At 72.8% G+C, this 25,700-nt stretch carries 25 protein-coding genes; 10 read left to right on the forward strand and 15 right to left on the reverse strand.

The window, feature by feature from the left end:
• Nucleotides 1-69 precede the first annotated feature (69 nt).
• Nucleotides 70-1,116: an LLM class flavin-dependent oxidoreductase gene (locus ABGB11_RS34330; RefSeq protein ID WP_347639637.1), complete on the forward strand. Its 1,047-nt coding sequence runs from the start codon at nt 70-72 to the stop codon at nt 1,114-1,116.
• 25 nt (nt 1,117-1,141) lie between these two features.
• Here the strand turns inward: ABGB11_RS34330 and ABGB11_RS34335 are convergent, their stop codons facing one another.
• A complete protein-coding gene (locus ABGB11_RS34335; protein WP_347639638.1) occupies nt 1,142-1,567 on the reverse strand; it encodes a HAMP domain-containing sensor histidine kinase in 426 nt (141 codons plus the stop codon).
• Here ABGB11_RS34335 and ABGB11_RS34340 point away from each other — a divergent pair.
• Together ABGB11_RS34340 and ABGB11_RS34345 are read left to right on the forward strand one after the other, a co-directional pair.
• Entirely contained in the window at nt 1,514-2,077 is a 564-nt protein-coding gene (locus tag ABGB11_RS34340; protein WP_347639639.1) for a response regulator transcription factor, read from the forward strand. The genes ABGB11_RS34335 and ABGB11_RS34340 overlap by 54 nt on opposite strands.
• Nucleotides 2,078-2,389: 312 nt before the next feature.
• Nucleotides 2,390-3,100 (forward strand): PrsW family glutamic-type intramembrane protease, encoded by a 711-nt coding sequence (locus ABGB11_RS34345; protein WP_347639640.1) that lies wholly within the window; start codon nt 2,390-2,392, stop codon nt 3,098-3,100.
• 14 nt (nt 3,101-3,114) lie between these two features.
• Here the strand turns inward: ABGB11_RS34345 and ABGB11_RS34350 are convergent, their stop codons facing one another.
• The 7 genes from ABGB11_RS34350 to ABGB11_RS34380 form a co-directional block, all read right to left on the reverse strand.
• Complete coding sequence (locus tag ABGB11_RS34350) at nt 3,115-3,336, reverse strand: hypothetical protein (protein WP_347639641.1); 222 nt, start codon at nt 3,334-3,336, stop codon at nt 3,115-3,117.
• A 19-nt stretch (nt 3,337-3,355) separates the two neighbouring features.
• Nucleotides 3,356-4,555: a lipid-transfer protein gene (locus ABGB11_RS34355; protein ID WP_347639642.1), complete on the reverse strand. Its 1,200-nt coding sequence runs from the start codon at nt 4,553-4,555 to the stop codon at nt 3,356-3,358.
• A 22-nt stretch (nt 4,556-4,577) separates the two neighbouring features.
• Entirely contained in the window at nt 4,578-5,972 is a 1,395-nt protein-coding gene (locus tag ABGB11_RS34360; RefSeq protein ID WP_347639643.1) for an amidase, read from the reverse strand.
• Nucleotides 5,972-7,642 carry an AMP-binding protein gene (locus ABGB11_RS34365; RefSeq protein WP_347639644.1) on the reverse strand — a complete coding sequence of 557 codons (1,671 nt, stop codon included), beginning with the start codon at nt 7,640-7,642 and terminating at the stop codon, nt 5,972-5,974. Before ABGB11_RS34365 ends, ABGB11_RS34360 begins: the two co-directional genes overlap by 1 nt.
• A 123-nt stretch (nt 7,643-7,765) precedes the next feature.
• On the reverse strand, nt 7,766-8,932 hold the full coding sequence (locus ABGB11_RS34370; RefSeq protein WP_347639645.1) for a helix-turn-helix domain-containing protein: 1,167 nt from the start codon (nt 8,930-8,932) through the stop codon (nt 7,766-7,768).
• Entirely contained in the window at nt 8,929-10,347 is a 1,419-nt protein-coding gene (locus ABGB11_RS34375; protein ID WP_347639646.1) for an MFS transporter, read from the reverse strand. The genes ABGB11_RS34370 and ABGB11_RS34375 overlap by 4 nt, the downstream gene beginning before the upstream one ends.
• A 65-nt stretch (nt 10,348-10,412) precedes the next feature.
• Nucleotides 10,413-11,024: a TetR/AcrR family transcriptional regulator gene (locus ABGB11_RS34380; RefSeq protein ID WP_347639647.1), complete on the reverse strand. Its 612-nt coding sequence runs from the start codon at nt 11,022-11,024 to the stop codon at nt 10,413-10,415.
• Nucleotides 11,025-11,273: 249 nt separating this feature from the next.
• On the opposite strand from ABGB11_RS34380, the gene ABGB11_RS34385 reads away from it, so the two are divergent.
• Genes ABGB11_RS34385 through ABGB11_RS34405 form a run of 5 tightly spaced genes read left to right on the forward strand, consistent with a single transcriptional unit; the run spans nt 11,274 to nt 16,643 of the window.
• Entirely contained in the window at nt 11,274-11,798 is a 525-nt protein-coding gene (locus ABGB11_RS34385) for a nitroreductase/quinone reductase family protein (protein WP_347639648.1), read from the forward strand.
• A complete protein-coding gene (locus tag ABGB11_RS34390; protein ID WP_347639649.1) occupies nt 11,795-13,237 on the forward strand; it encodes an amidase in 1,443 nt (480 codons plus the stop codon). Before ABGB11_RS34385 ends, ABGB11_RS34390 begins: the two co-directional genes overlap by 4 nt.
• Nucleotides 13,238-13,293: 56 nt before the next feature.
• Nucleotides 13,294-14,196: an alpha/beta hydrolase-fold protein gene (locus tag ABGB11_RS34395; RefSeq protein ID WP_347639650.1), complete on the forward strand. Its 903-nt coding sequence runs from the start codon at nt 13,294-13,296 to the stop codon at nt 14,194-14,196.
• A gap of 41 nt (nt 14,197-14,237) precedes the next feature.
• On the forward strand, nt 14,238-15,014 hold the full coding sequence (locus tag ABGB11_RS34400; RefSeq protein WP_347639651.1) for an SDR family oxidoreductase: 777 nt from the start codon (nt 14,238-14,240) through the stop codon (nt 15,012-15,014).
• Between the two features lie 60 nt (nt 15,015-15,074).
• Nucleotides 15,075-16,643, forward strand: coding sequence for a D-aminoacylase (locus ABGB11_RS34405; protein WP_347639652.1), 1,569 nt, complete (start codon nt 15,075-15,077; stop codon nt 16,641-16,643).
• Nucleotides 16,644-16,665: 22 nt separating this feature from the next.
• Here ABGB11_RS34405 and ABGB11_RS34410 read toward each other — a convergent pair whose 3' ends face one another.
• The 3 genes from ABGB11_RS34410 to ABGB11_RS34420 form a co-directional block, all read right to left on the reverse strand.
• Nucleotides 16,666-17,850, reverse strand: a complete 1,185-nt coding sequence (locus tag ABGB11_RS34410) for a hypothetical protein (RefSeq protein ID WP_347639653.1) — start codon at nt 17,848-17,850, stop codon at nt 16,666-16,668.
• Nucleotides 17,847-18,365, reverse strand: a complete 519-nt coding sequence (locus ABGB11_RS34415; protein ID WP_347639654.1) for a SigE family RNA polymerase sigma factor — start codon at nt 18,363-18,365, stop codon at nt 17,847-17,849. The genes ABGB11_RS34410 and ABGB11_RS34415 overlap by 4 nt, the downstream gene beginning before the upstream one ends.
• Before the next feature lie 87 nt (nt 18,366-18,452).
• Complete coding sequence (locus ABGB11_RS34420) at nt 18,453-19,229, reverse strand: SDR family oxidoreductase (RefSeq protein WP_347639655.1); 777 nt, start codon at nt 19,227-19,229, stop codon at nt 18,453-18,455.
• 213 nt (nt 19,230-19,442) lie between these two features.
• Here ABGB11_RS34420 and ABGB11_RS34425 point away from each other — a divergent pair, with 213 nt between their 5' ends.
• Entirely contained in the window at nt 19,443-20,876 is a 1,434-nt protein-coding gene (locus ABGB11_RS34425; protein ID WP_347639656.1) for a glycoside hydrolase family 47 protein, read from the forward strand.
• 17 nt (nt 20,877-20,893) lie between these two features.
• Entirely contained in the window at nt 20,894-21,463 is a 570-nt protein-coding gene (locus tag ABGB11_RS34430) for a putative glycolipid-binding domain-containing protein (RefSeq protein ID WP_347639657.1), read from the forward strand.
• 34 nt (nt 21,464-21,497) lie between these two features.
• Here ABGB11_RS34430 and ABGB11_RS34435 read toward each other — a convergent pair whose 3' ends face one another.
• The 4 genes from ABGB11_RS34435 to ABGB11_RS34450 all read right to left on the reverse strand — a co-directional run bounded on the left by ABGB11_RS34435 (nt 21,498) and on the right by ABGB11_RS34450 (nt 25,635).
• Entirely contained in the window at nt 21,498-23,063 is a 1,566-nt protein-coding gene (locus ABGB11_RS34435; protein WP_347639658.1) for a hypothetical protein, read from the reverse strand.
• 85 nt (nt 23,064-23,148) lie between these two features.
• Nucleotides 23,149-23,808 carry a response regulator transcription factor gene (locus ABGB11_RS34440; RefSeq protein WP_347639659.1) on the reverse strand — a complete coding sequence of 220 codons (660 nt, stop codon included), beginning with the start codon at nt 23,806-23,808 and terminating at the stop codon, nt 23,149-23,151.
• Entirely contained in the window at nt 23,793-25,289 is a 1,497-nt protein-coding gene (locus ABGB11_RS34445; RefSeq protein WP_347639660.1) for a HAMP domain-containing sensor histidine kinase, read from the reverse strand. Before ABGB11_RS34445 ends, ABGB11_RS34440 begins: the two co-directional genes overlap by 16 nt.
• Nucleotides 25,267-25,635 (reverse strand): hypothetical protein, encoded by a 369-nt coding sequence (locus tag ABGB11_RS34450; protein WP_347639661.1) that lies wholly within the window; start codon nt 25,633-25,635, stop codon nt 25,267-25,269. The genes ABGB11_RS34445 and ABGB11_RS34450 overlap by 23 nt, the downstream gene beginning before the upstream one ends.
• Nucleotides 25,636-25,700 lie beyond the last annotated feature (65 nt).

Genomic DNA, 25,700 nt, shown 5'->3' on the forward strand with positions numbered 1-25,700 from the left:
CTTGACATCCCCGCGACGAGCGATGACTATGCGCTTAGTCAGGCATTGCGCCGACCCCTGGGGAGACCCATGCGCACCGGAATCGTGGTGACCGCCCGGCCGGGTGTCGAGGAGCTCGCGGTGCTGGCCGAGGAGCTGGGGTTCAGCAGCTTCTGGGTCTACGACACGCCGATGGTCAACGGGGACCCCTTCATCTCGCTCGGGCTGTGCGCGAAGGCGACGAGCCGCATCAGGCTGGGGATCGGGGTCACCTCGCCGGCGCTGCGCTCGTCCCCGGCCGCGGCCGCCGCCGTGGCGAGCCTGAACGCGATCGCCTCGGGCCGCGTGATCTGCGGGATCGGCACCGGCAACACGGCCCGGCGCACCCTCGGCATGCTCCCGACGAAGATGGCGGAGCTGGAGGCCTTCACCGCCTCGATGCAGGACCTCACCGCCGGGCGGGAGACCGGGTACACCGAGGGCGACCTCACGCGGACGATCAAATTCCTGCACGTCGGGCCGTACGTGAACGTCACCGACCCGGTGGAGTTCGTGGTGGCCGCCTTCGGGAGCAAGGCCGCGGGGATCGCCGGGCGCCGCGGTGCGGGAGTGATCTCCTTCGGGGTGCTCGCCCCGGAGGCGTGGACCGCCTTCGACGCGGCCCGCCGGGAGGCCGCGCGCGAGGCCGGCCGGCCCGAGGAGGCCGATTCCTACGTGATGACCTCGCTGCACGTGCTCGGCGACGGCGAGGACCGCTACAGCGACCTGGCCAGGGACAAGGTGGGGCACATCGCGATGGCCCTGCTGACGTTCGCCGCCGACAACCCGTCGTTCGCCGAGTCGCTGGAGCCGGCGGAGACCGACGCCATGCGGCGGCTGCTGGAGCGGCGCGGCACGGCGGCGGGCGACCCCGGCCGGCACGCCACGCTCTACCGCAACTACCTGGGCCGCATCGAGCCCGAGGACCGCGATCTGATCGTCCCGTCGCTGGTCGACAAGCTGGCGCTGGTCGGCGCCCGCGCCGAGCTGCGCGAGCGCATCGCCGCCCTGCAGAAGGCCGGCATCGACGAGATCGTCATCCAGCCCGTGGTCGATCCGGAGGCGGAGATGCGCGAGCTGGCCGGTCTGCGGGCCTGACCCGAGGCCGCCCCGGCGGCCGGGCTCAGGTGCGGGGAAGCCGGACGGTGACCACCGCGCCGCCGAGCGGGCCGCCGTTCGCGGCGGTGACCGTCCCGCGGTGCGCGGCGACCACGGCGTGGACGATGGACAGGCCGAGTCCGGCTCCGCGCGAGCTGCGGGCGCCGTCGCCGCGGGTGAACCGGGCGAAGGCCGCGGTCGCCATGCCGTCCGGGAATCCCGGCCCGTCGTCGGCCACCTGGAGCGTCGTGCCGTCCCCGCCGGTCCGGACCTCGATGCGGACGTTCCGCGCTCCCGCCGCGGCGCTGTTGCCCGCGAGGTTGGCCAGGACCTGGCGGAGCCGCTCCGGGTCGGCCTCGACGACGACCGGGGCGCCGGACGCCTCGATCGTCACGCCGTGCAGCCGGCCGAGCCTGCGGGCCTCCTCGGCGGCGAGGTCGAGCAGGTCCACCGGCTCCGCCCGGACGATCGGCGACCCGGCCCGTGCGCGGGCCAGCAGCAGCAGGTCCTCGGCCAGCCGGGCCAGCCGGTCGGTCTCGCCGAGCGCGGCCCGCAAAGACCGCCGGACGCGGACGACTACCTCACCAAGCCGTTCGCGCTCGCCGAACTCCTCGCCCGGCTGCGCGCGCTGACCCGCCGCGACCCGCTCGAACGCCCGGCCGTGCTCCGCGCCGGCGACCTGGTCCTGGACCCCGGCACCCGGACGGTGCGGCGCGGCGGCACCGATATCCGGCTGTCCCCGAAGGAGTTCGCGCTCCTTCACGAGTTCATGCGGCGGCCCGGCGACGTGCTGAGCCGCACCCACCTCATCGAGCACGTCTGGGACTTCGCCTACGACGGCGGATCCACCGTCGTCGACGTCTACGTCCGCTACCTGCGCGACAAGATCGACCGTCCGTTCGGGCGCGACACGATCCAGACCGTCCGCGGCGCCGGCTACCGCCTCACCGCCGACGCCTGACGCGCGCCGTACGACAGGGCGTTCGGGCTCTCATCTTTCTCTCATCCGGTGCTCGGCACTCTGAATGCGACCGGCACGTCCGGCCCGCCGGACCCGAGAAGGAGACGCCATGAAACGGCTCGCCGCAACCCACGGCACCCGACCACCCCCCGTACGGCCCTCCGGCTTACGCGTACCCGGCGTACGGGTATCCGGCGCAGGGCCGACCCGCCTACGGCCTGCCCGACCCCCGCGGCACCGGCCGCACGCCGCCCCAGGGTCCTGCGCCGGTTCCGCTGGACGGGCGTCCTCCTGACCGGAGTCGCCCTCTACGTGGCCGTCCTCGCCGCGCTGGTCGCCACGCAGGACCCCGTGTACGTGCCGTCGCTGCTGCTCATCGGCGCCGCCCTCGTCCCGGTCACCTTCACCACCTTCGTCGGCGACATCGGCCTGCGCACCACCCTGCCGTTCTCCCGCGTCGCCGCCGCGGCGGTGCTCGGCGGGGTCGTCGGCACCGTGCTCGCCGGCCCGCTGGAGTTCGAGACCGCCCGCGCGTTCGGCTCGCTCCCCACCGCGTTCATCGGAGTGATCGAGGAGTCGGCCAAGCTCGCCGTCCCCGCCCTCATCATCGCCCGCCGTCCCGGCCGCACCATCGACGGCCTGGTCCTCGGCGTCGCCGTCGGCAGCGGCTTCGCCGCGCTGGAGACCATGGGGTACGCCTTCGTCACCCTGCTCGGCACGCACGGCGACCTGCTGTCGGTGACGCACATCCTCCTCACCCGCGCGCTGGCCGAGCCCGGCGGGCACGCCGCCTGGACCGGCCTCGCCACCGCCGCCCTCGTCGCCGTGCGGAACAGCCGGCACCGCGGAGTCGCGCTGCTGCGCTTCGGGCTCGTCTTCGCCGCGGTGGTCACCATGCACGCGCTCTGGGACGCCAGCGCGGGAGGGAACGCCTACCTCGTCATCGGCGGCGTGAGCCTCGCCGCGCTTCTCCTGGTCACCTGGGTCCTGAACCGCAGCGAGCGCGCACGCGCGGGACGATGACGCGGGTACCGCCGCTAGTCGTCAGGCCACTCCGGCGCGGTGCCCGGGGCGCGGAGAACGATCCTGGTCGCGGAGTCCGTCGTGAGGGAGAACTCGACGAGCTGCTCGCCACGCTCGTTGCGGTACGTCTCGGACTCCACGCGGACGTCGCCGGCGACGTCCGCGACCAGGACCTCGACGTCCGTGCCGAGCAGCGGGGTCCAGGTGTTCGGCTGGACGATCTGGAGTTCGCTCATCCCCTCACCATGCCGCGTCCTAGGTGTCGGTGGCGATCTTCCTGTACATCGTCACGACGCATGCGCCACCGAGCCCGATGTTGTGCTGGAGGGCCACGGCCGCTCCGGGCACCTGGCGTTTCCCCGCGACGCCGCGGAGCTGCCAGTTCAGTTCCGCGCACTGCGCGAGCCCTGTGGCTCCCAGCGGGTGGCCCTTGGAGATGAGGCCGCCGGACGGGTTGACCACCCACGTACCGCCGTAGTCGGTCGCCCCCTCGTCGATGAGCGTGCCGCCCTGGCCTTCCGCGCACAGGCCCAGGGCCTCGTACATGATGATCTCGTTGGTCGAGAAGCAGTCGTGCAGCTCGATCACGTCCACGTTCTCGGGGCCGAGCCCGGACTGGTCGTACACCTCGAGGGCGGCGGCCTTCGTCACCTCGCTGCCGACCAGCTTGATCATGCTCTTGTCGTCCCAGGTGCTCGGGAAGTCGGTCGCCATCGCCTGCCCGAGGATCTCGACCGCGGTGGCTTCGAGGCCGTTCTCCCGGACGAAGCGCTCGCTCGCGACGACGGCCGCGGCCGAGCCGTCCGAGGTCGGCGAGCACTGCAGCAGCGTGAGCGGCTCGGCGATCATCCGTGAGGAGAGGACGTCTTCGAAAGTCACCTCGTGCTGGAACTGCGAGTACGGGTTGTTCACCGAGTGCGCGTGGTTCTTCAGGCCCACCTTGGCGAACTGCTCCGCGGTCGTCCCGTGGCGCTCCATGTGCTCTTTGCCCACGTTGGCGAACAGCTGCGGGGCGGGCGGGCCCACGGCGGGCCCGCACAGCTCGGTCATGACGTCGACGAACGGCTCCAAGGGCGAGGTGCGGTCCTGGAACGTCGTCGAGAGCGAGCCCGGTCTCATCTTCTCGAACCCGAGCGCCAGCACGCAGTCGGCGATCCCGCCTTCCACGAGCTGCTTGGCGAGGAAGAGCGCACTGGACGCGGTCGCGCAGTTGTTGTTGACGTTGTAGATGGGGATCCCGGTGCAGCCCAGCTCGTAGACGGCACGCTGCCCGCTCGTCGACTCGCCGTAGCAGTAGCCGGTGACCGCCTGCTGGACGGACGCGAACGAGATTCCGGCGTCGGCCAGGGCCTTGGTCCCGGCCTCCCGGGCCATGTCGGGGTAGTCCCAGTCCCGGCTGCCCGGCTTCTCGAACTTCGTCATGCCGACACCGACGACGAAGACCTTCTGTCCCATGTGCTCGTGGTCCTCTCTCTGGTTAGGCGGCGATCGGCGGGACGCGCAGATGCCAGTCGGTCCGCTGCTGGTAGGCGTCCGCGGCGCGCAGCACCGTCGTCTCCTCCCAGCGGCGGCCGATGATCTGCATCCCGACGGGGAGCCCGGACGCGGTGAAACCGGTCGGGACGCTGATCACCGGGTTCCGCAGCGCGTTCCAGATCGGCGTGAAGATGGGCAGGGCCAGCAGCTTGACGAAGTCCAGCCCGTCGACGTCCGGCGCCCCGGCGCCGACGGTGGGGGTGACGACGAGGTCCACCGAGCGGAAGAGGTCGTCGGCCCGCCGCCGCGCCGCCGCGATCACCCGGCCCGCCTGCACGTGGTCGGCGGCCGAGTAGAGCGCCGCGGAGCCGATGATCAGGCGGGCGTCCCGGCCGTAGTCGGACCAGCGCCGCCGCAGGTTTGCGCGGTGGTAGGCGAACGCCTCGGAGAAGTAGGCGACCGCGGTGGCGCTCCGGACCTCGTCGACGTAGGGGATCGTGATCTCGGTGACCGTCGCCCCGTTCCCTTCGAGGACGTCGAGGGCCCTTTCGAAGCGCTCGACGGCGGACGGGTCCACCCCGTCGACCCTGGTGTGGTGCTCCCGCTCGACCCCGATGCGCAGCCCTTCGAGGCCGCCGTCGAGGGCCGCGGTGTAGTCGGGGACCGGGACGTCCCGGCTCCGGGGGTCGCTCGGCTCGAATCCGGCCATGGCCTGCAGGAGCAGGGCGCAGTCGCGGGCACTGCGGGCGAGGGGCCCGACGTGGTCGAAGGACCGGGAGAGCGGAACGGCGAGCGTCTTGGGGACGCGGCCGTACGTCGGCTTGAGGCCGGTGACGCCGCACATGGCCGCCGGGTTCCGGCAGCTTCCGGCGGTGTCGGTGCCGACGCCGCCGAGGAAGCATCCGGTCGCGATGCCGCTCGCCGTCCCGGAGCTGGAACCGCCCGCCCATTTCGCCAGGTCCCATGGGTTGCGCGGGACGGGGAACGGCTTGTCCGGGTCCGGGCAGCCGGTGACGAACTCCATCGTGGTGTTCTTGCCGGTGAAGATCGCGCCGGCGGACCGGAGCCGCGCCACGACGGCCGCGTCGGCGTCCTCGCCCCACGGCGGTTCGAAGGCCAGGCTCTGCGCGGTCGTGGGCGCGTCCCGCGTCGCGAAGACGTCCTTGAGGGCGAGCGGGATGCCGTGGAGCGGGCCCCGGTCGATTCCCTTCGCCAGGTCGGCGTCGGCCTGCTCGGCGTCGGCGAGCACGTCCCGGTCGCGGCGGTGGAGGTAGACGCCGATCTTCTCGTCGACGCGGTCCGCCTGGGCGATGGCCGCGCGCGCGAGGTCGACGCTGGTGAGGGTGCCCGAGCGCAGCCGTGCGGCGGCGTCGGCGATCGTCAGAGGACGGTCCATCAGACGTCCTCCCCGACCTCGACCGCGTGGAGTTGCTCGGTCATCGCCTGGAGGACGGGGGCCATGGCGACGTACATCGCCATCTCCTCGGGGGCGGGCTTCAGCCCGTGCGCCTCGATGGCCGCCCGGACCCTGGACTCGGTGTCGTCTTGCATGGAGGCCTCCCTGGAGGCGGTGGAGATCCGCGCGGAACGCAGCGCCGAGCGCCGGACCTTTCCGTCGTCGCCGCGGAGCGGTTCCGTGACGCGTTCGAAGGAGCGGGGCAGCTTGTAGGTGACCAGCCGCTCCCGCAGGTGTGCGAGCAGTTCCTCGTCGCTCGCGGTCCCGTCGATCTGGACGATGGCGTGCAGCACGTTCCCCAGGTCGTCGTCCGGGATTCCGACGACACAGCTCGAAGCGACGAGGGGATGTTCTTCCAGCGCCGACTCCACTTCCGCGGGGTAGACGTTCCTTCCGCCCACCAGCACCATGTCGGTTTCCCGGTCGGTGATGTACAGGTATCCGTCGGCGTCGAAGTGGCCGACGTCGCCGAGGGACTCCCAGTTCCCGTCCCTCGCCGTGGCCTCGGCGCCGATGTAGCGGTACTCGGGGGGCGCGTCCTCGCCGCGGCGCATCCAGATGGCGCCCGTCCGCCCGGCGGGGAGCTCGGCCCCGCCGGGGTCCAGCACGCGGATCTCACCGACCGCGACGCGTCCCACGGAGCCCCGGTGCTCCAGCCACTCCCCGCCGGTGATCACGGTGCCCGCCTGGCCCTCGGTGGCGGCGTAGATCTCCCACACGCGGTCCGGTCCCAGCCAGTCGATCCAGGCCTCCTTCAGCCACACCGGGCAGGGAGCGGCGCCGTGGAACAGGGTCCGCAGCGACGACAGGTCGTAGGCGCGGCGGACGTCTTCGGGGAGGCGCCAGATCCGGTGCATCATCGTCGGCACCACGTGCGTCCACTCCACCCGGTGCCGGTCGACGAGGGCGAGGCAGCCCTCCGCGTCGAAGCGGGTCATGACCACCTGGTGGTTGCCGGTCAGGAGCCCGACGACGCCGGTCAGGAACGGCGCGTTGTGGTACAGCGGCCCCGCCACGAGCTGGACCCCGTCCCGCCGCATCCGGAACAGGGCCGCCAGCGTCGCGAGGCCCTCGAAGACCGCCGGCGCCGTCGAGACGATGAGCTTGGGACGGCCGGTGCTCCCCCCGGAGGTCACGGCCTTCCAGGAGGAGGCGGCCCGCGGGGGCAGCGGCGCGCGGGACAGCGCCGGATCGGGCGTGAAGCCGGCCGGGACGGCGGGGCGGCCGGCCCCGCCCACCCCGCCGTCCCCGGCCCCGACGAGCAGGGCCGGGTCCGCCAGCTCGATGATCGCGGAGTGCTCGGCCGCCGGGAGGCGCCAGGAGACCGGCTGCGGCGTCGCGCCCAGCTTGTAGGTCGCGAGGACGGCCTCGAAGAACTCGATCCCGTTCGGCAGCCCGATCGTCACGAACGAGTCCTGGCCGACGCCGAGTTCGCGGTAGGCGCGCGCCAGCCGGTTGGTCCGCTCCTCCAGTTCCCGGTAGGTGCGCGTGACGCCCTCGTGCGTGATCGCCGGCCGGTCCGGCAGCCGCCCGGCCAGCTCCGCCAGCGTCACGCCCAGCGGCGTGCGCCCTTCCGGCGATCGATGCGCCGAGCCGTCGACTTCCGCCATCTCTGCCCTCTTTTGCCAGGGACCGATAAGAATTCCGATCGCCATTTTTCCAGCCGGACAGAATGGATAACAATAGGGAAATGCAATGCATATCGCGGCCGCATCTGTGGAAACCCACAACCCCTAGTCGGCGGATTCGCGGTTTCCCAGGGCACGCCGCTCCAGGGCCCACCAGAGGCCCACGATGTCTTCGATCCTGCTCAGATCGGCACCCGTTTTCTCCTCGAAACGGTGAATCCTGTTGCGGAGGGTGTTCGGGTGGACGACCAGCGCCCGCGCCGTCTGGTCGACGCGCATTCCCTGGGCCAGGAACTCTCTGACCGTGCTCTCCAGCACATCGCCCTGACTCTGCTCGGAATGCAGCGGCCGGAGGAACCGATCTGCGAGGCTGTCCCCGACGAGGTCGTCCGCCAGGACCGCGGCGCGGAGGGCGACGTCCTCGACCCTGAACACTCCGGTCATCCCGAAGGCCGACGCGGTCTCCAGGGCGCGGCTGGCGAGCGGGAAGGACGAGCCGACCGACGACAGTTTCCGCGGTGGACCGATCCCGACGGCGACGGCGGCGCTCCCCGGCCGGGGGGCGTCCGGGAGTATCCCGGCGAGGTCGCCCTGGACGATGCCGAGGAGCCCCGAGCGCGCGTCGGGCACGCCGACCGCGAGCGTCCGCCGCAGGTCCCGCAGCGGCATCTCCGCGCTCGCCCGCGCCCGGAAGCAGATATAGGGACGATCCAGGCTCAGGCCGAACGCGGGGGCCAGCGTGCTCAGCTCGGCGCTGTCCGGCTCGCCGAGCAGCAGGTCGCGCAGGAAGTCGCTCTGCCGCTGCTGATCATGGCGCACCATCGCCAGCTCCGCCTGCCGGTAGGCGACGGCGGCGCTGGTCATCAGCGCGTCGACCCGGTTCCAGACGAGCTTCGCCGCCGCCAGGACGGCATCGGCCGCGACGCCCTCCCGCAGCGCCTGCCGCTCGACGCCCTCCCAGACGGCCTGCCCTCCGAGACGGAACGCGTCGAGGATCGCGTCCAGCGGGAGCCGCTGGTGCACGCGTCCCTCGACCAGCGCCTCGTGGACCGCCAGATCGGCCGCCGTCGGCATCCGCCCCTCCGCCAGCCCGACGAGGGTGCCGCGCACGTTGGTGACCACGGCCGCGCGCAGATCGTGGAGCGGGATCCTCCGGTAGACCGGAATCGACGTGATCACTTGTTCCAGGACGCCGTCCACGATCGCGTCGAGGTTCTCGCGTTCCGCGATCGCGATCCGGCGAATTCCGTCCCAGGAATCCGGCGGACTCATTGTTTCCTTCGTGCGGCCGGGAGGGCCAGCGAGAGCATGAGACCTCCGAACGCCACCGCGGTGGCCGTCGCGAAGCTGATGGTGTAGCCCAGTTCGAGGGCGTTGTCCGTGCCGTGGGGAGTCTTCGAGGCCAGGACGCTGGCGCAGACCTGGGCGCCGAGGGCGCCGCCGATGCTCCTCGCGGTCAGCGGCAGCCCGGCGGCGAACCCCACGTCCTCCTCCGCGACGGAGCAGGTGATCAGGTTGATCAGCGCGGTCAGCGCCAGGTAGATCCCGCTGCCGGACACCGTCACCCCGAGGACGATGTGCCATTTCTCCGTGTGCAGGAAGACGAGGCCGAACAGGCCGAGGGTGAGGGCGGCCATCCCGAGGCGGACGATGGCGCGGGCCCCCATCCGGCGGTCGAGGTAGCCGATGAGCGGGCCGATCAGCGCTCCGGCCACGCCGAGCGGCAGGAGCAGCAGGCCCACCTCGGTGGTGCCGGCGTCGAAACCGATGCCGCCGGAGCGCGGGCGGGCGGCGAGAAGCGGGACCAGGGTCATGCTGGCGAAGATCCCGAATCCGATGGTGAAGCTGACGAGGCCGTTGATCCAGACGCTCCTCTGCCGCAGCAGGCCGAGCGCTATCAGCGGCTCGCGGGAGCGTGCCTCGATGAGCGTCCAGGCGCACAGCACTGCGAGCGCCAGCCCGTAGAGGGCCAGGGTCTTGACGGACAGCCATCCAAGAGCGGGCGAGAGCATCACCGCGAACAGCAGCACGGTCAGGCCGAGCGTCAGCCCCACGGCTCCGAGCCAGTCGACGCGCCGCCTGGCGCCCTTCGGCGGCGTCGCCGGGAGGCATCTCCACGCGACCAGGGTCGCCAGGACGATCGTGAACAGGGGGAGCAGGAAGAGCCATCGGTAGGACAGGACGTCCAGGACGTGACCGGGCAGGACGAACCCGAGGACGCTGCCGACCGCGCTCGCGCTCACGAAGATCCCGATGGCCGAGGTGACGCGGGAGGGCGGGAACATGCCGCGCAGGATCGCCACCGACAGCGGCACCGATCCCATCCCGACGCCCTGCAGCGCCTGCCCGAGCGCGAGGACCTGGATCGAGGTCGCGGCGGCGGCCAGCGCGATGCCCGCGGACAGGACGGCGAGCACGGCGAGCAGGACGGGGCGGAGCCCGTAGACGTCCCCGAGCCGCCCCGCGAGGGTGGTCGAGACGGCGGCGCACACCAGCATGGCCGCGAACACCAGGGCGATGGAGGCGTCCGAGGCGTTCAGCTGCTCCTGGATCACCGGAAGAGCCGGAGAGATCCAGACTTCGAGGGTCGTGTAGGCGAAGAAGGTGATGACGAGGGCGGCGAGCCCGATCCACGTCCGTGTCGGGATGCGGGCGGTGCCGGCGGGGATTTCGGCGGTGACGCTCAAGGAACGCTCCTGCTCTGGGTGATCGAGCTGGGCGGGTGGGGATCGGGGCCGCGGCGCGGGCCGGGTTACGCGGACGGTGTCCCGAGGAACTGCTCGGCCATGAGCGTCCACTCGGTCAGGAGCTGCTCGTCGCTGCTCGGGCTGCCCAGCACCCGCCGGGCCGCCGCCCCCCGCATGGCGTCGAGCAGGACGCCGAGGCAGAGCGCGAACCGGGGATGGGAGGCCGAAGGACCGAACAGGCCCGCGGCCCATTCGTGCGCGGCCGCTCCGAACAGCCGCTCCTGCGGCAGGAGGACCGCCCGGAGGCCGGGGTCGTTGCGCGCGGCCAGCCACAGCTCCAGGGACGCGGAGAACAGGCCCCCCTCGAACACGTTCCACAGCGTCCGCACCGCCCACGCGAGCCGGTCTTCGTCCGGAGGCGGCTCGGTGACGCGCTGGAGCCCGGTGATGCGCTCGCGCATGAGGTGCTCGACGGCGGCCACGATGAGCTCGGTGCGGGACGAGTAGTGGTGCAGCAGGGCGCCCCGGCTGATGCCCGCGCGCTGCTGGACTTCGAGCGTGGTCGTGCCGCCGTAGCCCTTGTCCACCAGCGACGCGATCGTGGCCTCCAGGATCTGCCGGCGCATCACCGCGGACCGCTGGCTGCGCGTCGCAGGCCGGCCTGACGTGTGCGCCACCGATCCTCCTTCGATCCTCGCCCTGGACGGCCGGCACGGCTCCAGCTCCACCCGAGTGTGCCATCGGATGCGCGATGCCGTCTCCACCGCGGGACCCGGGCCCGCTCTTCGGTTCTTAGTGGTCAACTCTGACTCCTTTCTATCCGCAGCTCTTGTCCTGGTGGTCTGCAACTTAGCCGCTCTTGCCAGATTCCAAAAGAGGTGATTACAGTCAGCGCTGACTGCTACATCGGTTCGAGGAGCGACGTCATGCTGAAACAGGCCATCAAGGCCTACAAACGCTGGCAGTACCGCGGCGGCCGCCCGCAGCGGTGGTCGCGCATGGAGAACCGGGTGTGGGCCATCGCCTTCGCCGCGGGCCTCATGCCGAAGCGGGGGGCCGCCCTGGAGCTCCGCGGGCGCAAGTCGGGCCGGCTCATCACCTTCCCGGTGGCCATCGCCGACCACGAGGGCGAGCGGTACCTCGTGGCCATGCTCGGCGAGAAGACGAACTGGGTGCTCAACGCGCGGGCGGCCGGCGGGCGCGCGGTCCTGCGGCACGGCCGCCGCGAGGACGTCCGCCTGGTCGAGGAGTTCTCCGACCGGCGCGCGGCGATCCTCCGCCGCTACCTGGAGGTGGCGCCCGGCGCCCGCCCCCACTTCCCGATCAGCCGGCGAGCGCCCCTGGAGGACTTCGAGGGCATCGTCGGCCGCTACCCGATCTTCCGCATCACCCAGGCGTCCGACCCCGCCCCGTCCACCGCGTCCCCGCACGCCCCCGCGGAGGACCGATGAGCGCCCTCCACGATCTCAGCGCGACGGAGCAGGCGGACCTGATCAGGTCCGGGGAGATCAGCCCGCTCGACCTCATGCGGCACTATCTGGAGCGGATCGAGCGCCACGACCGCCGCCTCGGCGCCTTCATCACCCGCACGCCCGAGGCCGCGCTGGAGGCCGCCGAGCGGGCGACGGCCCGGGTCCGGGAGGCGGCGGACCCGCGGGAGCTGCCTCCCCTCTTCGGGGTCCCGACCGCCATCAAGGACCTCCACCCGACCGCGGGCGTCCGCACGACCCTCGGCTCGGCGGCGCTCTCCGACTGGGTGCCGGCCGCCGACGGCCACGCCGTCGGAGCGATCAGGGACGCCGGGATGATCTCTGTCGGCAAGACCAACGTGCCCGAGTTCGGCATCGTCTGCTACACGGCCAACGACCTGGCACCCGACGCGCGGACCCCGTGGGACGAGACCCGTTCGGCGTCGGGGTCGAGCGGCGGGGCCGCGGCGGCCGTCGCCGCCGGCCTGCTCCCGGTCGCCCACGGCAGCGACGGCGGCGGGTCCATCCGCACGCCCGCCGCGACGTGCGGCCTCATCGGCTTCAAGTCCAGCCGCGGGATGATGTCGACCGCGCCGAGCCTGTCGTGGAGCGCCTACATCTCCGAGGGCCCGCTCGCCCGGACGATGGCGGACGCCGCGGCCTTCCTGGAGATCGTCACCGCGCCCAACCCGGGCGACCCGCACAACCGGCCGCTTCCCCGCGGCTCGTACGTGGCGGCGCTGGAGCGGCCCCCGGGCCGGCTCCGCATCGCGCGCACCGCGCGGCCGGGCGGGGGCGGCGCCGTCCATCCCGACTGCGTGGCCGTGTGGGAGCGGGCGAGCACGGCCCTCGCCGACCTCGGCCACGAGATCGTCGACATCGATCCGCCCGACGGTCCCGTCTTCGACACGATGGCCGACCATCTGCTCACGCTGTTCGGCGTCTCGGTCAAGGTGGCCGCCGACACGGTCATCCCGGCCGAGCGCCGGGACGAGCTGCGGCCCCTGTCGAAGTGGCTGGTGGAGAACGGCGGGCGGACGTCCGCCGCCGAGGTGGAGCTGGCGTACCGCACGCACATGGCCGTCGCGAGCCGGATCCTGCTCGCGCTCGAACCGTACGACGCGCTCCTCACCCCGACGACCGCGGATCCGCCCACCCCGCTCGACTGGCTCAAGGCCGAGGGCGATCCGGTGGAGTCCTACCGCCGCATCGCGTCCTGGTCGGCGTTCACCCCCGCCTACAACCTGAGCGGGCAGCCGGCCGTGAGCCTGCCGTTCGGGCACGGCGCCGGCGGCCTGCCGATCGGCGTGCAGCTCGTCGGCCGCCGTTTCGAGGACGACCGGCTCGTGGCGCTGGCGGCCCAGCTCGAACAGGCCGCGCCGTGGAGGGACCGCCACCCCGCCATCTGGACGGAAGGCTGAGCACCGGCGCTCCCTCCCCCGCAGGCCGTCATGACACGCGAAGAACGGAGATCGTCATGTCCACGCCCAGGCACACCTATCGGGTACTGCCCCCGCAGCGCATCCAAGGGGCCGACCTGCCCTGGCCGCACGAGGTGCACATCGCGCTCCCGCCGTCGTACGACGATGAGCGCACCTTCCCCGTCCTTTGGGTGACGGACGCCTCGCTCGCCTTCCCGCTCACCGTCGGGCTGATGAACGCGCTCGGGATCGTGCAGGAGATCCCCGAGCTCATCGTGATCGGTGTCGGCACCCCCGGGGAGAGCGACCTCGCCGAGTTCAACCTGCGCCGGACGCGCGACTTCTACCCGGCGCCCCGGTGGGTCAACGCGGGGCCGGGCGGCGCGCAGATGGAGGCGGTTCTGTCCGACGACGTCCTGAAGGCCGGAGGGGGCGCCGCCGCGTTCCTGTCCTTCCTGGTCGACGAGCTGCGCCCGCGGCTGGCGGCCGAGCTCCGGTTCGGAGACGACCACGGCCTCGCCGGGTTCTCCGCCGGCGGCCACTTCGTCGGCTACGCCCTGCTCTCCCGTCCGGACGCGTTCGGGCGGTACCTGGCCGGCAGCCCCGCGCTGAGCGGATGCGAGGACCTCCTGTTCACCCTGGAGGCCGAGTACGCCGCGACCCACGACGACCTGCCGGCGAGGGTGTTCCTCGGCGCGGGCGAGGCGGAGCTCGCCGACCCCTACGTGGCCGCGGCCGACGTCGTCGGGTCGATGACCCGCATGGCGCAGGTGCTGCGACTGCGCGGCTACCCGTCCCTGGAGCTCACCTCCCGGCTGTACCCGGGCCAGACCCACGGGTCGGCGGCGTCCTACGCGCTCAGCGAGGGCCTGCGGACGCTGTACCCCATGACTCCCCCGAGCATCGATGAGCGGCTCGGGTCCATCGGCGTGAGCCGGTCGCCGGCCGGCGGCCGGTGAAGCGCCGCCCTCCGCCAGCGGATTTCGAAAGGCGTGTCGACGTGGGAAAGCTGGACGGCAAGGTCGCCATCGTCACCGGGGCCGGGCGCGGCATCGGTGCCGAGACGGCGCGCAAACTCGCCTCCGAGGGCGCGGCGGTCGTGGTCAACGATCTGGACGAGGCACCGGCGCGCGAGACCGTGGCCGCCATCGTGGCGGCCGGCGGCGATGCCGTGACCCGCGTCGGAAGCGTCACCGACGACGGCTTCGCGGACCGTGTCGTCGAGACGGCGGTGCGGTCCTTCGGCGGCCTGGACATCATCGTGAACAACGCCGGCCACACCCGGGACTCCGTCATCCAGAAGATGACGGACGAGCAGTGGGACGCGGTCCTGGACGTGCATCTCAAGGCGCCGTTCCGCGTCCTGCGCGCGGCCCAGCCGGTCATCTCCGCCGCCGTGAAGGCCGCCAGGCAGGCCGGGGAACCCGTTCCCTGCCGCAAGGTCGTCAACGTGTCCTCCATCGCCGGTCTCGCCGGCAACGCCGGGCAGGCCAACTACGCCGCCGCCAAGGCGGGCGTCGCGGGCCTGTCCAGGACGCTGGCGAGAGAATGGGGCCGCTACAACGTCACCGTCAACACCGTCGCCTTCGGGCGGATCGCAACGCGGGACGAGGTGGGCATCAACCCGGGCGTGCTCTCCGCCATGGAGCACATGACCCCGCTCGCCCGGGCAGGCTCCCCGCGGGAAGCGGCCGGCGCCGTCTACCTGCTGTGCGTCCCGGAGTCCGACTACATCACCGGACAGACCCTCGTCTGCGACGGCGGGTTCACCATGTGACGCCGCCACCGGTGGACCTGTGCGGGCGGTTCGGGGACCGTGGGGAATGGGAGGTCGTTGATGCACGACGTGGTGCTGCGGGGCGGGATCGTCCATGACGGGCTGGGCACGGAGCCCCGGACGGCCGATGTCGCGATCGACGGGGACCGGGTCGCGGCCGTGGGCCGGGACGTGGGTGCGGCGCGCCGGGTCATCGACGTCGGCGGGCTGATGGTGGCGCCGGGGTTCATCGACGCCCATTCCCACTCCGACATGGTCCCGCTCCTGCCCGAGCCGCAGCCGTTCAAGCTGTTCCAAGGGGTGACGACCGAGATCGTGGGCAACTGCGGCCTGTCGTTCGCCCCGCTGACCGAGCGTGCCCTGCCGGAGGCGCGGACCAAACTGAGCAACCTGTCCGGCGGCGCGGAGCCGCACGTGCGGACGTTCGGGGACTACCTCGACGAGATCGAGGCGGCGAGACCCACGAACCACATGGCCGCCATGGTCGGTCACGGCATGCTGAGGATGTGCGTGGCCGGCATGGAGCCGCGGCTCCCCGCGGGCGGCCTGGAGGAGATGTCCCGTCTGGCGGACGAGTCCTTCGCCGCGGGAGCGTTCGGCCTGTCGAGCGGTCTCATCTACACCCCCGGCGCCTACGCCGCCACGGGCGAGCTCGTGGCACTGGCCACGGTGGCGCACCGGTGGAACCGCGTCTACGCCACGCACATGCGGGACGAGGGCGAGGCCCTCCTGGCCGCGCTCGACGAGGCGATCGAGATCGCCTCCCGTGCGCAGGTCCGTTTGCAGGTCTCCCACTGCAAGGCCGCGGGCCGGGCCAGCCATGGGAAGGCGCCGCTCCTGCTCGACAGGCTGCACGCCGCGCGTGTCGCCGGAGTGGACGTCCGCGGGGACCAGTACCCGTACCTGGCCGGCGGCACCGGGCTGGCCGCGCTGCTCCCCGCCGCCGCGCACGCCGGCGGTGCCGCCGCGCTGCGCGCCCGCCTGCGCGATCCGGACGAGCGGCGGCGCCTGCGCGAGGCGGCCGAAGACCCGTCCACCACGGCCGGTGTCGGGCTCTGGCGGTCGGCGGCGCCGGCGGACATCCTCGTCACGTCCCACACCGACGCGAGGCTCGTGGGCAGGACGCTGGAGCAGCTCGCCGGCGGGTCCGACCCGTGGGACGTCCTGTGCTCGATGGTCGCTGCCGACCCGGGCGCCGCCATGGTGATCACGCTCATGGCGGAGGACGACGTGCGCACGATCATGGCCGACCCGCTGATCGCCGTCGGGAGCGACAACGGCGTCCCGGGAGACTACGGACATCCCCGCACGTGGGGCTCCTTCCCGCGCTTCCTCGGCACCTACGTCCGCGGGCTGGGCGTCGTCTCCTGGCCGGAGGCCGTGCGCAAGATGACGTCCGCGACGGCGCGGCAGTTCGGCCTGGCGGGGCGCGGGTGGCTCGGGCCCGGCGCGATCGCCGACGTCGCCGTCTTCGACCCCGCGACCGTGGGCCACCGCGGAACCTACGAGGACCCCGCCGTCGCTCCCGACGGCATCCCGTACGTGCTCCTCGCCGGACGTGTCGTCGTGGACGACTCGGCCTTCAGCGGCGGGCGGCACGGGCGGGTGCTGAGAGCCGGGTACCGCTGAGGGCGCGGCACCCGGCGCGCCGTCAGCGGTGCGTGAACACCGGAACCCAGGACCCGTCCCGGTCCGACCTGCGGTAGCCGGTGAGAGGGGTGATCCTCCCCTTCAGGTCGACCAGGAGCAGCCGGTTGCGGAACTCGTGCTTGCCCGTGCACTTCCGCGGGTCGCAGCCGATCGCGAACAGGCGCTGATCGTCCGCCCAGGCCTTGGCCTGCTCGATCGGGAGCACCGCCGCCTTCTTCCCGGTGGCCACGTTCGTGATGGTCACGGCCGGGCCGGGCCTCGGACCGTCCGTGGGCAACAGGGTGCCGTTCGGGGACAGGCCGGCCTCTACCTTGTCCCAGTAGTCGGCCTCGTGGGCGGGCGCCGGCCGCCGCTCACCGGACGGGTTGAAGAAGACCTTGGCCGGCACGGTCGCGGTGGGCGCCCAGATCAGGGTTCCGTCCCGGCTCCACCCCAGGTCCTGCCGGTTGTTCGGGTTGTCGCGCAGGGGCGGCATGGGGTGGAACGCGCCCGGCCGGGACGCGCTCTCGGCGAGGTAGTAGCCGGTTCTGGCGGACGCGTTCCGGCGGTGGCCCTGGACGTCGGGGTTCTTGTCATAGGCGGTCAGGAGCAGCCGGCGGCCATCGGGCGACCAGGCCGCCCCGCCGACGGGGTGGTCGACCGGGATCCAGCCGGTGACCTTCTGCGTCCTCATGTCGAGCACCCCGACCCGGGTCGTGGGGAGGGGCCCCTGCAGGACGGCCGCCCGCGCCATTCCGGGGGCGACGCTGACGTACGCCCAGCGGGTCCGCTCGTACGTGCCGGTCGACGGGTTGTACAGGTGCCACGTGCGTTCGAGCGTCCGCCGGCCGTCGTCCGTGCGCGTGCGGAACGTGAAGTAGGCGGCCACGGCCGTGTGCCCGGCGGCGACGAGGTGGCGGGGGAAGGCGCTGCCCGGGTCCGTGCGAAGCGTCGTGTCCGACGACAGGGCCACCGGTTCGAACGCGGGCGCCGAGGGCCGGTGCTCCTGGGCCGGGCCGCCGGCGGACGAGACGACGGCCACGGCCGCCGCACCGACGAGGAGCGCCGTCGCCCCTCCCGTCAGCGCCATCTTGAAGGGGCGGCGCCGGGGGCGTGCGCGCAGCGCCCGGTCGGCCAGGTCGGCGGGAACCCGTGCCTCCGCGGCCCAGTCCTCGCACGCGCTCTTGACGATCGATTCCGTCTTCATCGCCCGACCTCCTCGGCCAGTCCGGATTCGTCCAGTTCGGGAGCCAGCCGGCGCAGGCGCGCGAGGGAGCGGTGGGTCGTGCTGCGCACCGTGCCGATGCTGCATCCGAGGATCTGCGCCACCTCCGCCTCGGGCCGGTCTTCCAGGAAGCGGAGCGCCAACACCATCCGCTGCCGGGGAGTGAGCCGGGCCAGGGCGCCGCGGACGGCGAGCTTCAGATCGACCGCCGACAGCTCGTCCCGTGCGATCTCCTCGGGAAGCACCCCTCGCCGCGTCTCGCGCTGCCTCCACTTCAGCCGCCTGAAACTGGCCTGCTGCCTGTACATCACCCGCCGTACGTAGGCCTCCGGGTTCTCCACGGCGGTCCAGCGGGCGGCTGTCTTCGCCAGGGCGATCTGCAGGACGTCCTCCGCCGCGTGCTGGTCGCCCCCGGTGAGCAGGTACGCCAGGCGCATCAGCGCCGCCGATCTCAAAGTCACGAACTCACGGAAATGTCGCTCTGTGGCGGCATCCATCGTCACCTCCGGAATGATGTCGTCCCCTGAGACGCCTCCGGAGGCTCGCCACTATGCCTGCGCCGCGGAACTTTTCCGCGGGCGTCCTCAGAAGTGCGCCGGGTCGCGGAGGGTGGCCTCGGCGCCGCCGTCCACGTAGACGACCTGGCCGGTCATGTGGGTGTTGGCCGGGGAGACCAGCCAGCGGAGCGCCTCGGCGATCACCTCCGGTTCGGCGTGGCCGTTCAGCGGCATCGGGACGGCCTCCTTCATGATCTCCAGCATCGCCGCGTCCTCGAACAGCGGACGGGTCATCGGCGTCCTGACGACGCCGGGCGCGATCGCGTTCAGCGGGATGCCCGCGCCCGCCCACTCGGGCGTGGTGCAGGCGCGGCGCAGCCACTGGGCGAGGGCCGACTTCGACGACGGGTACAGCAGGCCGCCCGCGCCGCTCTCCTCGACCTTCGTCGCCGCCGCGATCGCCGCCGGCTCGTCCCGGTCGAGGCACGCGCGGACGACGTCGTCGTCCACCGGATGCGTGCCGGAGATCGAGGCGACCACCGCGGCGCGCGGCGCCTCGGCCTCCGCCAGGAGGTGGCGCAGCCCCTCCAGCAGCTCGACGGCGCCGAAGAAGTTCACCCTGACCGGCGTGACGGTGAAGTCGGAGACGCCGGCGCAGGCCACGGCCGCGTCGAGCCGCCCGCCCGCTTTCTCTAGCGTCTCCTCGACCGCGCGCGCCCGGCCGTCGGGGACGCCGAGCTCGGCGCACACGTCGGTGCGGTGTAGATCGATCCCGATGACGGTGTCGCCCGATTCCCGGAGGATCGTGCTGAGGGCCTCGCCGATGCCGGAGGCCGCGCCGCTGACGGCGATGGTGCGTGCCATGGCGGCACGGTAGCCGCGGCCCTGACGGTGCGCCGGAACCGTCCCGATCACCGGGAGCTCACCACCGACCTGGGCCTGCTCCACTGCCCACACTGCTGCGCAATCGCACCGTCCGACGCATGGGCCGTATGTGGCCACGCTGATGGTCATCTTCCCCTCGCGGTGATACGAGTGACGTGATTGACAACGTTGTCGTACACCGGACGGTGCGCAGTGCGATCCCGCCATTCCCTCACCCGCAGAAGTGTTCTCGCCGCCACGGCGGGCCTGGTCGCCGCCGGCGCGGTCCCGGCACCCGCCCACGCGGAACGGCTCTCCCCCGGCCGCCCGAAGGACTGGCGGCCGGTGGCCAAGGACGTGCGCCGCGAGATGCTGCACACCTGGAACTCCTACAAGCGGCTCGCCTGGGGGCACGATCACCTGCTGCCGGTGAGCGGCGGGCACAGCGAGTTCTTCGACCAAGAGCATCCCGTGGGGCTGACCATCGTCGAGGCCCTCGACACGCTCTACCTGATGGAGCTGGACGACGAACTGGCCGAGGGCGTCGCCTGGGTGAAGCAGAACCTCGATTTCTCCGCCGTGAACGCCGACGTCCAGGTTTTCGAGACCAACATCCGGATGGTGGGCGGTCTGCTGTCCGGCCACCTCGCCACCGGTGAGCGGGCGCTGCTCCGGCATGCCAAGCAGATCGCCGACATCCTCATGCCCTGCTTCGACCGGTCGCCGACCGGCATCCCGTACCGCTTCGTCAACCCGAGCACGGGCGAGATCAGCGGGGTGACCAACCCGCTGGCGGAGGTCGGCACCATCATCACCGAGTTCGGCACGCTCTCCCGGCTGACCGGCGACCGCAGATACCACAAGGCGGCCAGGAAGGCGATGAAGGCGGTCATCGAGCGGCGTTCCGACCTGGACCTGCTCGGCACGGAGATCAATGTCGAGACCGGGGAGTGGGTCAACGACACCGCGACCGTCCACCCGCCGGTCGACTCGTTCTACGAGTACGTCTGGGACGCCTGGGAACTGTTCGGCGACAGGGAGTTCCGCGACCTGTACCGGATGCTGACCCGGGCCATCATCAAGCACGAGGCCACCACCATCAACGGTCACCTGTGGTTCGCCCAGGTCGACAAGGACGACGCCGGGCAGGTCACGGCCGAGCAGTCCGAGCTCGGTTCGTTCTATGCGGGCCTTCTCGGCCAGAGCGGCGAGCGGCGGCTCGCCGACGCCTACCTCGCCTCGTGGACCTCCGTGCTCGACCGGTTCCCGGTGCTTCCCGAGGGCTACGACCCCTCGACCGGTGCCGCGACCTCGAAGGGCAACCAGCTGCGGCCCGAGTACGTCGACTCCTGTTTCAACCTGTGGCTGGTCGCCGGGCCGGGTCATCCCGCGTCGGAGCGGTACCGGAAGCTCGCGTACGACTACTACCTGCGGCAGAAGAAGCACTCCCGCGTCCCCAACGGGTGGACCATCATCGACGACGTCACCGCCTCGCCCGTGACGCACGGCGATCTCACGTCGGGTTACTGGTGGTCGGAGCAGATGAAGTACTGGTACCTCATGTTCGCCAAGGCACCGCGCTTCGACTACCGGAAGAACTACCTCTCCACGGAGGGCAACGCTTTCCGGGGACTGCGCCGACGCTAAGGCCTACCCTTGCCACCATGTCGTTCGCCGCTCTGCCCTCGGTCGCGTCCTGGCGGCACGAGGGAGCCCGCGAGGGGTTCGAGGTCGCGTTCTTCTCCGCCGACTCCCGTGGTGCCCGGGTCGAGGGCACCACGGCGGCCACGGAGGACGGCACGTCCTGGATCGTGGACTACGCGATCCAGCTGGACGCCTCATGGCTGACCAGGTCGGGGCGGATCACCGGACGCAGCGGCGGCTCCACCACCGTCACGGTCATCGAGGCCGATGGTGCGGGGAACTGGCAGGTCGACGGGATCGAGGCACCCCACCTGCAGGGGTGCCTCGACCTGGACCTGGAGGCGTCGGCGATGACCAACACCTTCCCGGTGCACCGGTTGCGCTTCCCCGGCGAGCGGCCGGTCGCCGCACCGGCGGCCTACGTCCGCGCGGTCGGGCTGGACGTGGAGCGGCTGGAACAGACCTACTCCCGTTCGAGCGAACGGGAGTACGACTACGCCGCCCCCGTCTTCGACTTCGCCTGCCGCCTGGTCTACGACCGGCACGGCCTCATCGTCGACTACCCCGGCATCGCCACCCGAGTCCGGTGACCTCGCGGCGCGCCTGACCGGCCCCGGGGGCGGCTCAGCCCAGTGCCGCTCCGAAGCGGGCCGCGTCCGCGGGGATCCCGCCCTGGCCTGGGACGAACAGCTGCGGCGTCCCGGACGTCCCCGGCCACGGGACTCCGTGGACGGCGCCCTTGCCGTAGGTCACGTCATCGGGGGTGCCGACGAGCAGCCGGCCGTAGCGGCCGGAGAGCGCGGCGCCGAAATGGTCCCCGGCCTGCGGGACCAGGCCGATGCTCTCCTGGGTGAGGACAACGTCGCCGTCCCCGGGCGCGCTCGCCGCCTCGCCGAAGATCTGCACCCTGCCGGCGTCCGCGGCGGTGCCGACGTCCTCGCGGGGGACGCCGACCGCCAGCGGCTCACCGAGGCCGTCCCGCCACGGGCCGCCGATCTCCAGCACGGACCCGAACCGGTCCCCGGTCTCGGCGGCCCCGGCGACGCCGGCGCTGTCCTGGGTGACGCTCCACCGCTGGGGCAGGGGCAGTTCGTCGTCGTCCGTGGCGAAGAGGTGGACCGTGCCGGCGTCTCCGGCCGAGCCGATGTCCTCCAACGGGACGCCGACCGCCAGCCTGACGTGCGACGGGCCGTCGTGCTCGCAGAACGAGTCGAGCGCGAGGCCGGCACCGAACTGGTCGCCGGGTTCGGTCGCGCCGTCCACCCCAGCAGAGTCCTGCGTCAGGGGCGTGTCGCTGTTCAGGTCTCTGGCCAGGTGCACCATGCCGGCCTCGCGGTCGCCACTCAGATCCTCGCCCGGCGCACCCACGACCAGCGTGAAGCCGTCGACGCCGGTGACTCCGCAACTGAAGCCCCCGGGCCCCTGGAACAACTCGACCGCGGCACCGAACCTGTCACCGGCCTCCACGCCGCCGCCGATGCCCGGACTGTCCTGGGTGAGCGCCCCGACGGTCGCCACGTCGCCGGTGTCCCCGTCGAACGTCACGACGCCCGCGGCGCCGGCGTCCGCGTCGCTCCCCACGTCCTCGCCGGGCACGCCGAACGCGAGCGCGGGAGCGGGCCGGAAATCGCCGCCGGTCCTGTTGACGGCGACCCCGGCACCGAACCGGTCCCCCGCTTCAGGACCGCCGGGTATGCCGTGGGTGCCCTGGCGGAGCACGATCCCCGCGCGGCCGCCGCCCAGCCCCTCGGGCGATCCGAAGATCACCTGGATGATCCCCGCGTCGCCGGCGTCGCCGACGGACTCCGAGGGCAGGCCCACCACCAGATCGGCGCGGTCGTCGGAGTCGACGTCCATCGTCCGGATCACGGCGCCGAACCCGTCACCTGACTCGGGGCTCTCACCGACCCCCGGCCCTCCCTGCGCCAGGACGGCCTTCTCACCGGCCCCGGGGCCGCCTTCCGCGCCGTAGAGCACGGTGATCCGGCCTGCCCCCTGCACGCCCCCGACGGCGGCATCGGGGTCGCCGACCACGATGTCGCCGCACCGGTCCCCGTTGAAGTCGGGTCCCTGCGGGGTGCACGCCGCCGCCCGGCCGGGCGCTTGCGCGACCGCCGCTCCGGGCGCCGCCGCCGTTACCGCCGCGACGGCCAACGCCGCGGTCACCACTGCCAGCCCGTCGCGTCCCACCGGAACCCCGTCCGCTCGGTGACGTTCGTCACTTGGGTGACGGGCCAGAAGGTGAAGTGGTTTACCGATCCCGGTACACCACGGGCTAGAGGCGCAGGCGGTAGCCGGTGCCGCGGACCGTTTCGAACCGGTCGGCCCCGAGCTTGCGGCGCAGGTAGCGGACGTAGACGTCCACGACGTTGGAGCCGGGATCGAAGTCGAAGCCCCACACGTGCGCCAGCATCTGCTCGCGGGTCAGCACCTGGTCGGGGTTGCGGCAGAACATCTCGGCGAGGGCGAACTCCCGGGAGGTCAGCTCGACGGTCCGGCCCGGCACGTGGGCCCGGCGGGTGCGCAGGTCCAGCACGAGGTCGCCGACCCGCAGCAGCGTCGGCTCGCGCCCCCCGTCGGCGCGCAGCCGCAGCCGCACCCGGGCGAGGAGCTCGGCGAAGGCGAACGGCTTCGCGATGTAGTCGTCGGCGCCGCCCTCCAGCCCCGCGACGGTGTCGGCCACCCCGTCCCGGGCGGTGAGGATGATGACGGGAAGCGTGACGCGCTCCTCGCGGAGCCGGCGCAGGACGGTGAACCCGTCGCGCAGCGGCAGGCCGACGTCCAGGATCATCAGGTTGAACGCGCCGCCGCGGGCCAGCTCGTAGGCGGTGATCCCGTCCGCCGCCACGGCGGTGCGGAAGCCGGCGCCGCCGAGGCCCTTCTCCAGGAACGAGGTGATGCGCGGCTCGTCCTCGGCGATCAGGATCCGGCCCATGCCGCCTCCTCCCGCGGCTCGGCGTCCAGGACGTCGGGCTCGCCCTGCGGGATGCACAGCGGCAGCTCCAGGACGAAGCGGGCGCCCCCGCCGGGCGGGTGCTCGACCCGGGCACCGCCCCCGTGGGCGCGGGCGATCGAGGCGACGATGGCCAGCCCGAGGCCGGCGCCCTCGGTCGGCCGGGGGCCGGGGGCGCCCCGGACGAACCGGCCGAAGATGCGGGCGGCGTCCTCCTCCGCCACGCCCGGGCCGGTGTCGCGGACCCAGAGCGTCACCGTGGACCCGCGCACCGCCGAGCCCACCTCGATGGTGTCGTCCGGGACGGTGTGCTGGACGGCGTTGGCGGCCAGCTGCATGAGCGCCTGGGTGAGCCGCTGCCGGTCGGCGATCACCCGCACCTCCGCCACCTCGTCCACCCGCCACCGCCGCGTGCCCAGCCCGCGCGCCTTGGCGACCGTCTCGACCGTGAGGTCGGCGAGGTCGACCTCGGACGGGGTGAGGAAGTCCGGGCGCTCGGCCTTGGCCAGGATCAGCAGGTCGTCGACGATGCGGTTCATCCGGTCGAGCTCGTCGATGAGCAGTTCGCGCGTCTCGGCCCGCTCGCCGGGGTCCTCGCCCATCAGCTCCAGATGGCCCCGGATCACCGTCAGCGGCGTGCGCAGCTCGTGCCCCGCGTCGTCGACGAACCGGCGCTGCGCGGCGAAGGAGGCCTCCAGCCGGTCGAGCATCACGTTGAACGTCGAGGCCAGGGCGGAGACGTCGTCGGTGCCGCGCACCTCCAGCCGCCGGGCCAGGTCGGACGCGCCGATCCGCTCCGCCGTCCGGCGCACCATCCGGATCGGCGCCAGCACCCGGCCCGCGATCAGCCAGCCGGCCAGCCCGGCGACGGCGAGCGCGCCGAACGCGGTGACGGCGAGGACCCGCGTCGTCTCGGCCACCTCGTCCCGCTGCGCGTCGCGGAACTCGGCGACGACCAGGGCGGCGCGGGCGGGGTCGCCGTCCATCCGCACCGGGATGACGGCGTACCGGACGCGTCCCGCCGTGCTGTCCGCCCAGCCGTGCTCGGGCCCGTCCGCGCTCGCGACCCGGGCGACGAACGCGGCGTCGTGGTCGAGCCTGGCGGGCGGCGGGTAGGGGCTGCGGCGGTCGGCGCGGCCGTCGACGACGGTGAAGAACGTCTCGCCGTCGTCCGGGAGGTTGTGCCCCAGGTAGGCGGTGAGCAGGGTGCGGACGTCCCGGACCGGACGGCCGGTCTCCGGGTCGACGCCGTTCTGGGCGAACTCGCGCAGCTTCTCGGCCTCATGGCCCAGCTCGGCGGCGATCCGGTCGTCCAGGCGGGCCGACAGCACCGACCAGGTGACCGACACCGACCCGCCGAGCGCCAGCGCGACCAGCAGCAGCATCCAGCCGACGATGCGGGCGCGGGCGCTCAGGCCGCGCCGCGCCTCCCGCGCGCCCTCAGTCGTCGCTGTCTCGGTCATCGGCCTCCACCTCCACCTCGTCATCGTCGTCGCTGGCCGGCGGCACCGGGGACGGAACCGCCCGGACGTCCTCCCGCGGGGCCGGGCCTTCGGAGCGGGCGGGGCCGGTGGGGCCGGTGGGGCCGGTGGGGCCGGCGGTGCCGGCGGCGCCGGTAGGGCCGGTGGGCGGCCTCGCCGGGCGGGAGGCGGCCGGGGCACGGCCGCCGGGCGCGGGCGGCGGGGACACCTGGACGGTGTCGCCGAGCCGCGGCGGATGCGAGTTCTGGGCGTGGGCGAATCCGGCGGCGAGGCCGAGGGTGGCCACGGCCGCCGCCGTCATGCCGGCGATCGCCGCGCGGGTGGCCATGGGGCAACTATCTCCCGGTGGCCCGCCGCTCACGACGGCTCGGCGATGAGAACCCTCTCATTGTG

This window comes from Actinomadura sp. B10D3, from assembly GCF_039871695.1.
Lineage (GTDB): Bacteria > Actinomycetota > Actinomycetes > Streptosporangiales > Streptosporangiaceae > Spirillospora > Spirillospora madurae.

Coding starts and splice junctions, on each gene's coding strand:
- ABGB11_RS34450 (WP_347639661.1), bottom strand. CDS start 25,635: ATGGCCACCCGCGCGGCGATCGCCGGCATGACGGCGGCGGCCGTGGCC.
- ABGB11_RS34395 (WP_347639650.1), top strand. CDS start 13,294: ATGTCCACGCCCAGGCACACCTATCGGGTACTGCCCCCGCAGCGCATC.
- ABGB11_RS34365 (WP_347639644.1), bottom strand. CDS start 7,642: ATGGCGGAAGTCGACGGCTCGGCGCATCGATCGCCGGAAGGGCGCACG.
- ABGB11_RS34445 (WP_347639660.1), bottom strand. CDS start 25,289: ATGACCGAGACAGCGACGACTGAGGGCGCGCGGGAGGCGCGGCGCGGC.
- ABGB11_RS34440 (WP_347639659.1), bottom strand. CDS start 23,808: ATGGGCCGGATCCTGATCGCCGAGGACGAGCCGCGCATCACCTCGTTC.
- ABGB11_RS34430 (WP_347639657.1), top strand. CDS start 20,894: ATGTCGTTCGCCGCTCTGCCCTCGGTCGCGTCCTGGCGGCACGAGGGA.
- ABGB11_RS34390 (WP_347639649.1), top strand. CDS start 11,795: ATGAGCGCCCTCCACGATCTCAGCGCGACGGAGCAGGCGGACCTGATC.
- ABGB11_RS34350 (WP_347639641.1), bottom strand. CDS start 3,336: ATGAGCGAACTCCAGATCGTCCAGCCGAACACCTGGACCCCGCTGCTC.
- ABGB11_RS34360 (WP_347639643.1), bottom strand. CDS start 5,972: ATGGACCGTCCTCTGACGATCGCCGACGCCGCCGCACGGCTGCGCTCG.
- ABGB11_RS34410 (WP_347639653.1), bottom strand. CDS start 17,850: ATGAAGACGGAATCGATCGTCAAGAGCGCGTGCGAGGACTGGGCCGCG.
- ABGB11_RS34370 (WP_347639645.1), bottom strand. CDS start 8,932: ATGAGTCCGCCGGATTCCTGGGACGGAATTCGCCGGATCGCGATCGCG.
- ABGB11_RS34385 (WP_347639648.1), top strand. CDS start 11,274: ATGCTGAAACAGGCCATCAAGGCCTACAAACGCTGGCAGTACCGCGGC.
- ABGB11_RS34405 (WP_347639652.1), top strand. CDS start 15,075: ATGCACGACGTGGTGCTGCGGGGCGGGATCGTCCATGACGGGCTGGGC.
- ABGB11_RS34415 (WP_347639654.1), bottom strand. CDS start 18,365: ATGGATGCCGCCACAGAGCGACATTTCCGTGAGTTCGTGACTTTGAGA.
- ABGB11_RS34355 (WP_347639642.1), bottom strand. CDS start 4,555: ATGGGACAGAAGGTCTTCGTCGTCGGTGTCGGCATGACGAAGTTCGAG.
- ABGB11_RS34330 (WP_347639637.1), top strand. CDS start 70: ATGCGCACCGGAATCGTGGTGACCGCCCGGCCGGGTGTCGAGGAGCTC.
- ABGB11_RS34420 (WP_347639655.1), bottom strand. CDS start 19,229: ATGGCACGCACCATCGCCGTCAGCGGCGCGGCCTCCGGCATCGGCGAG.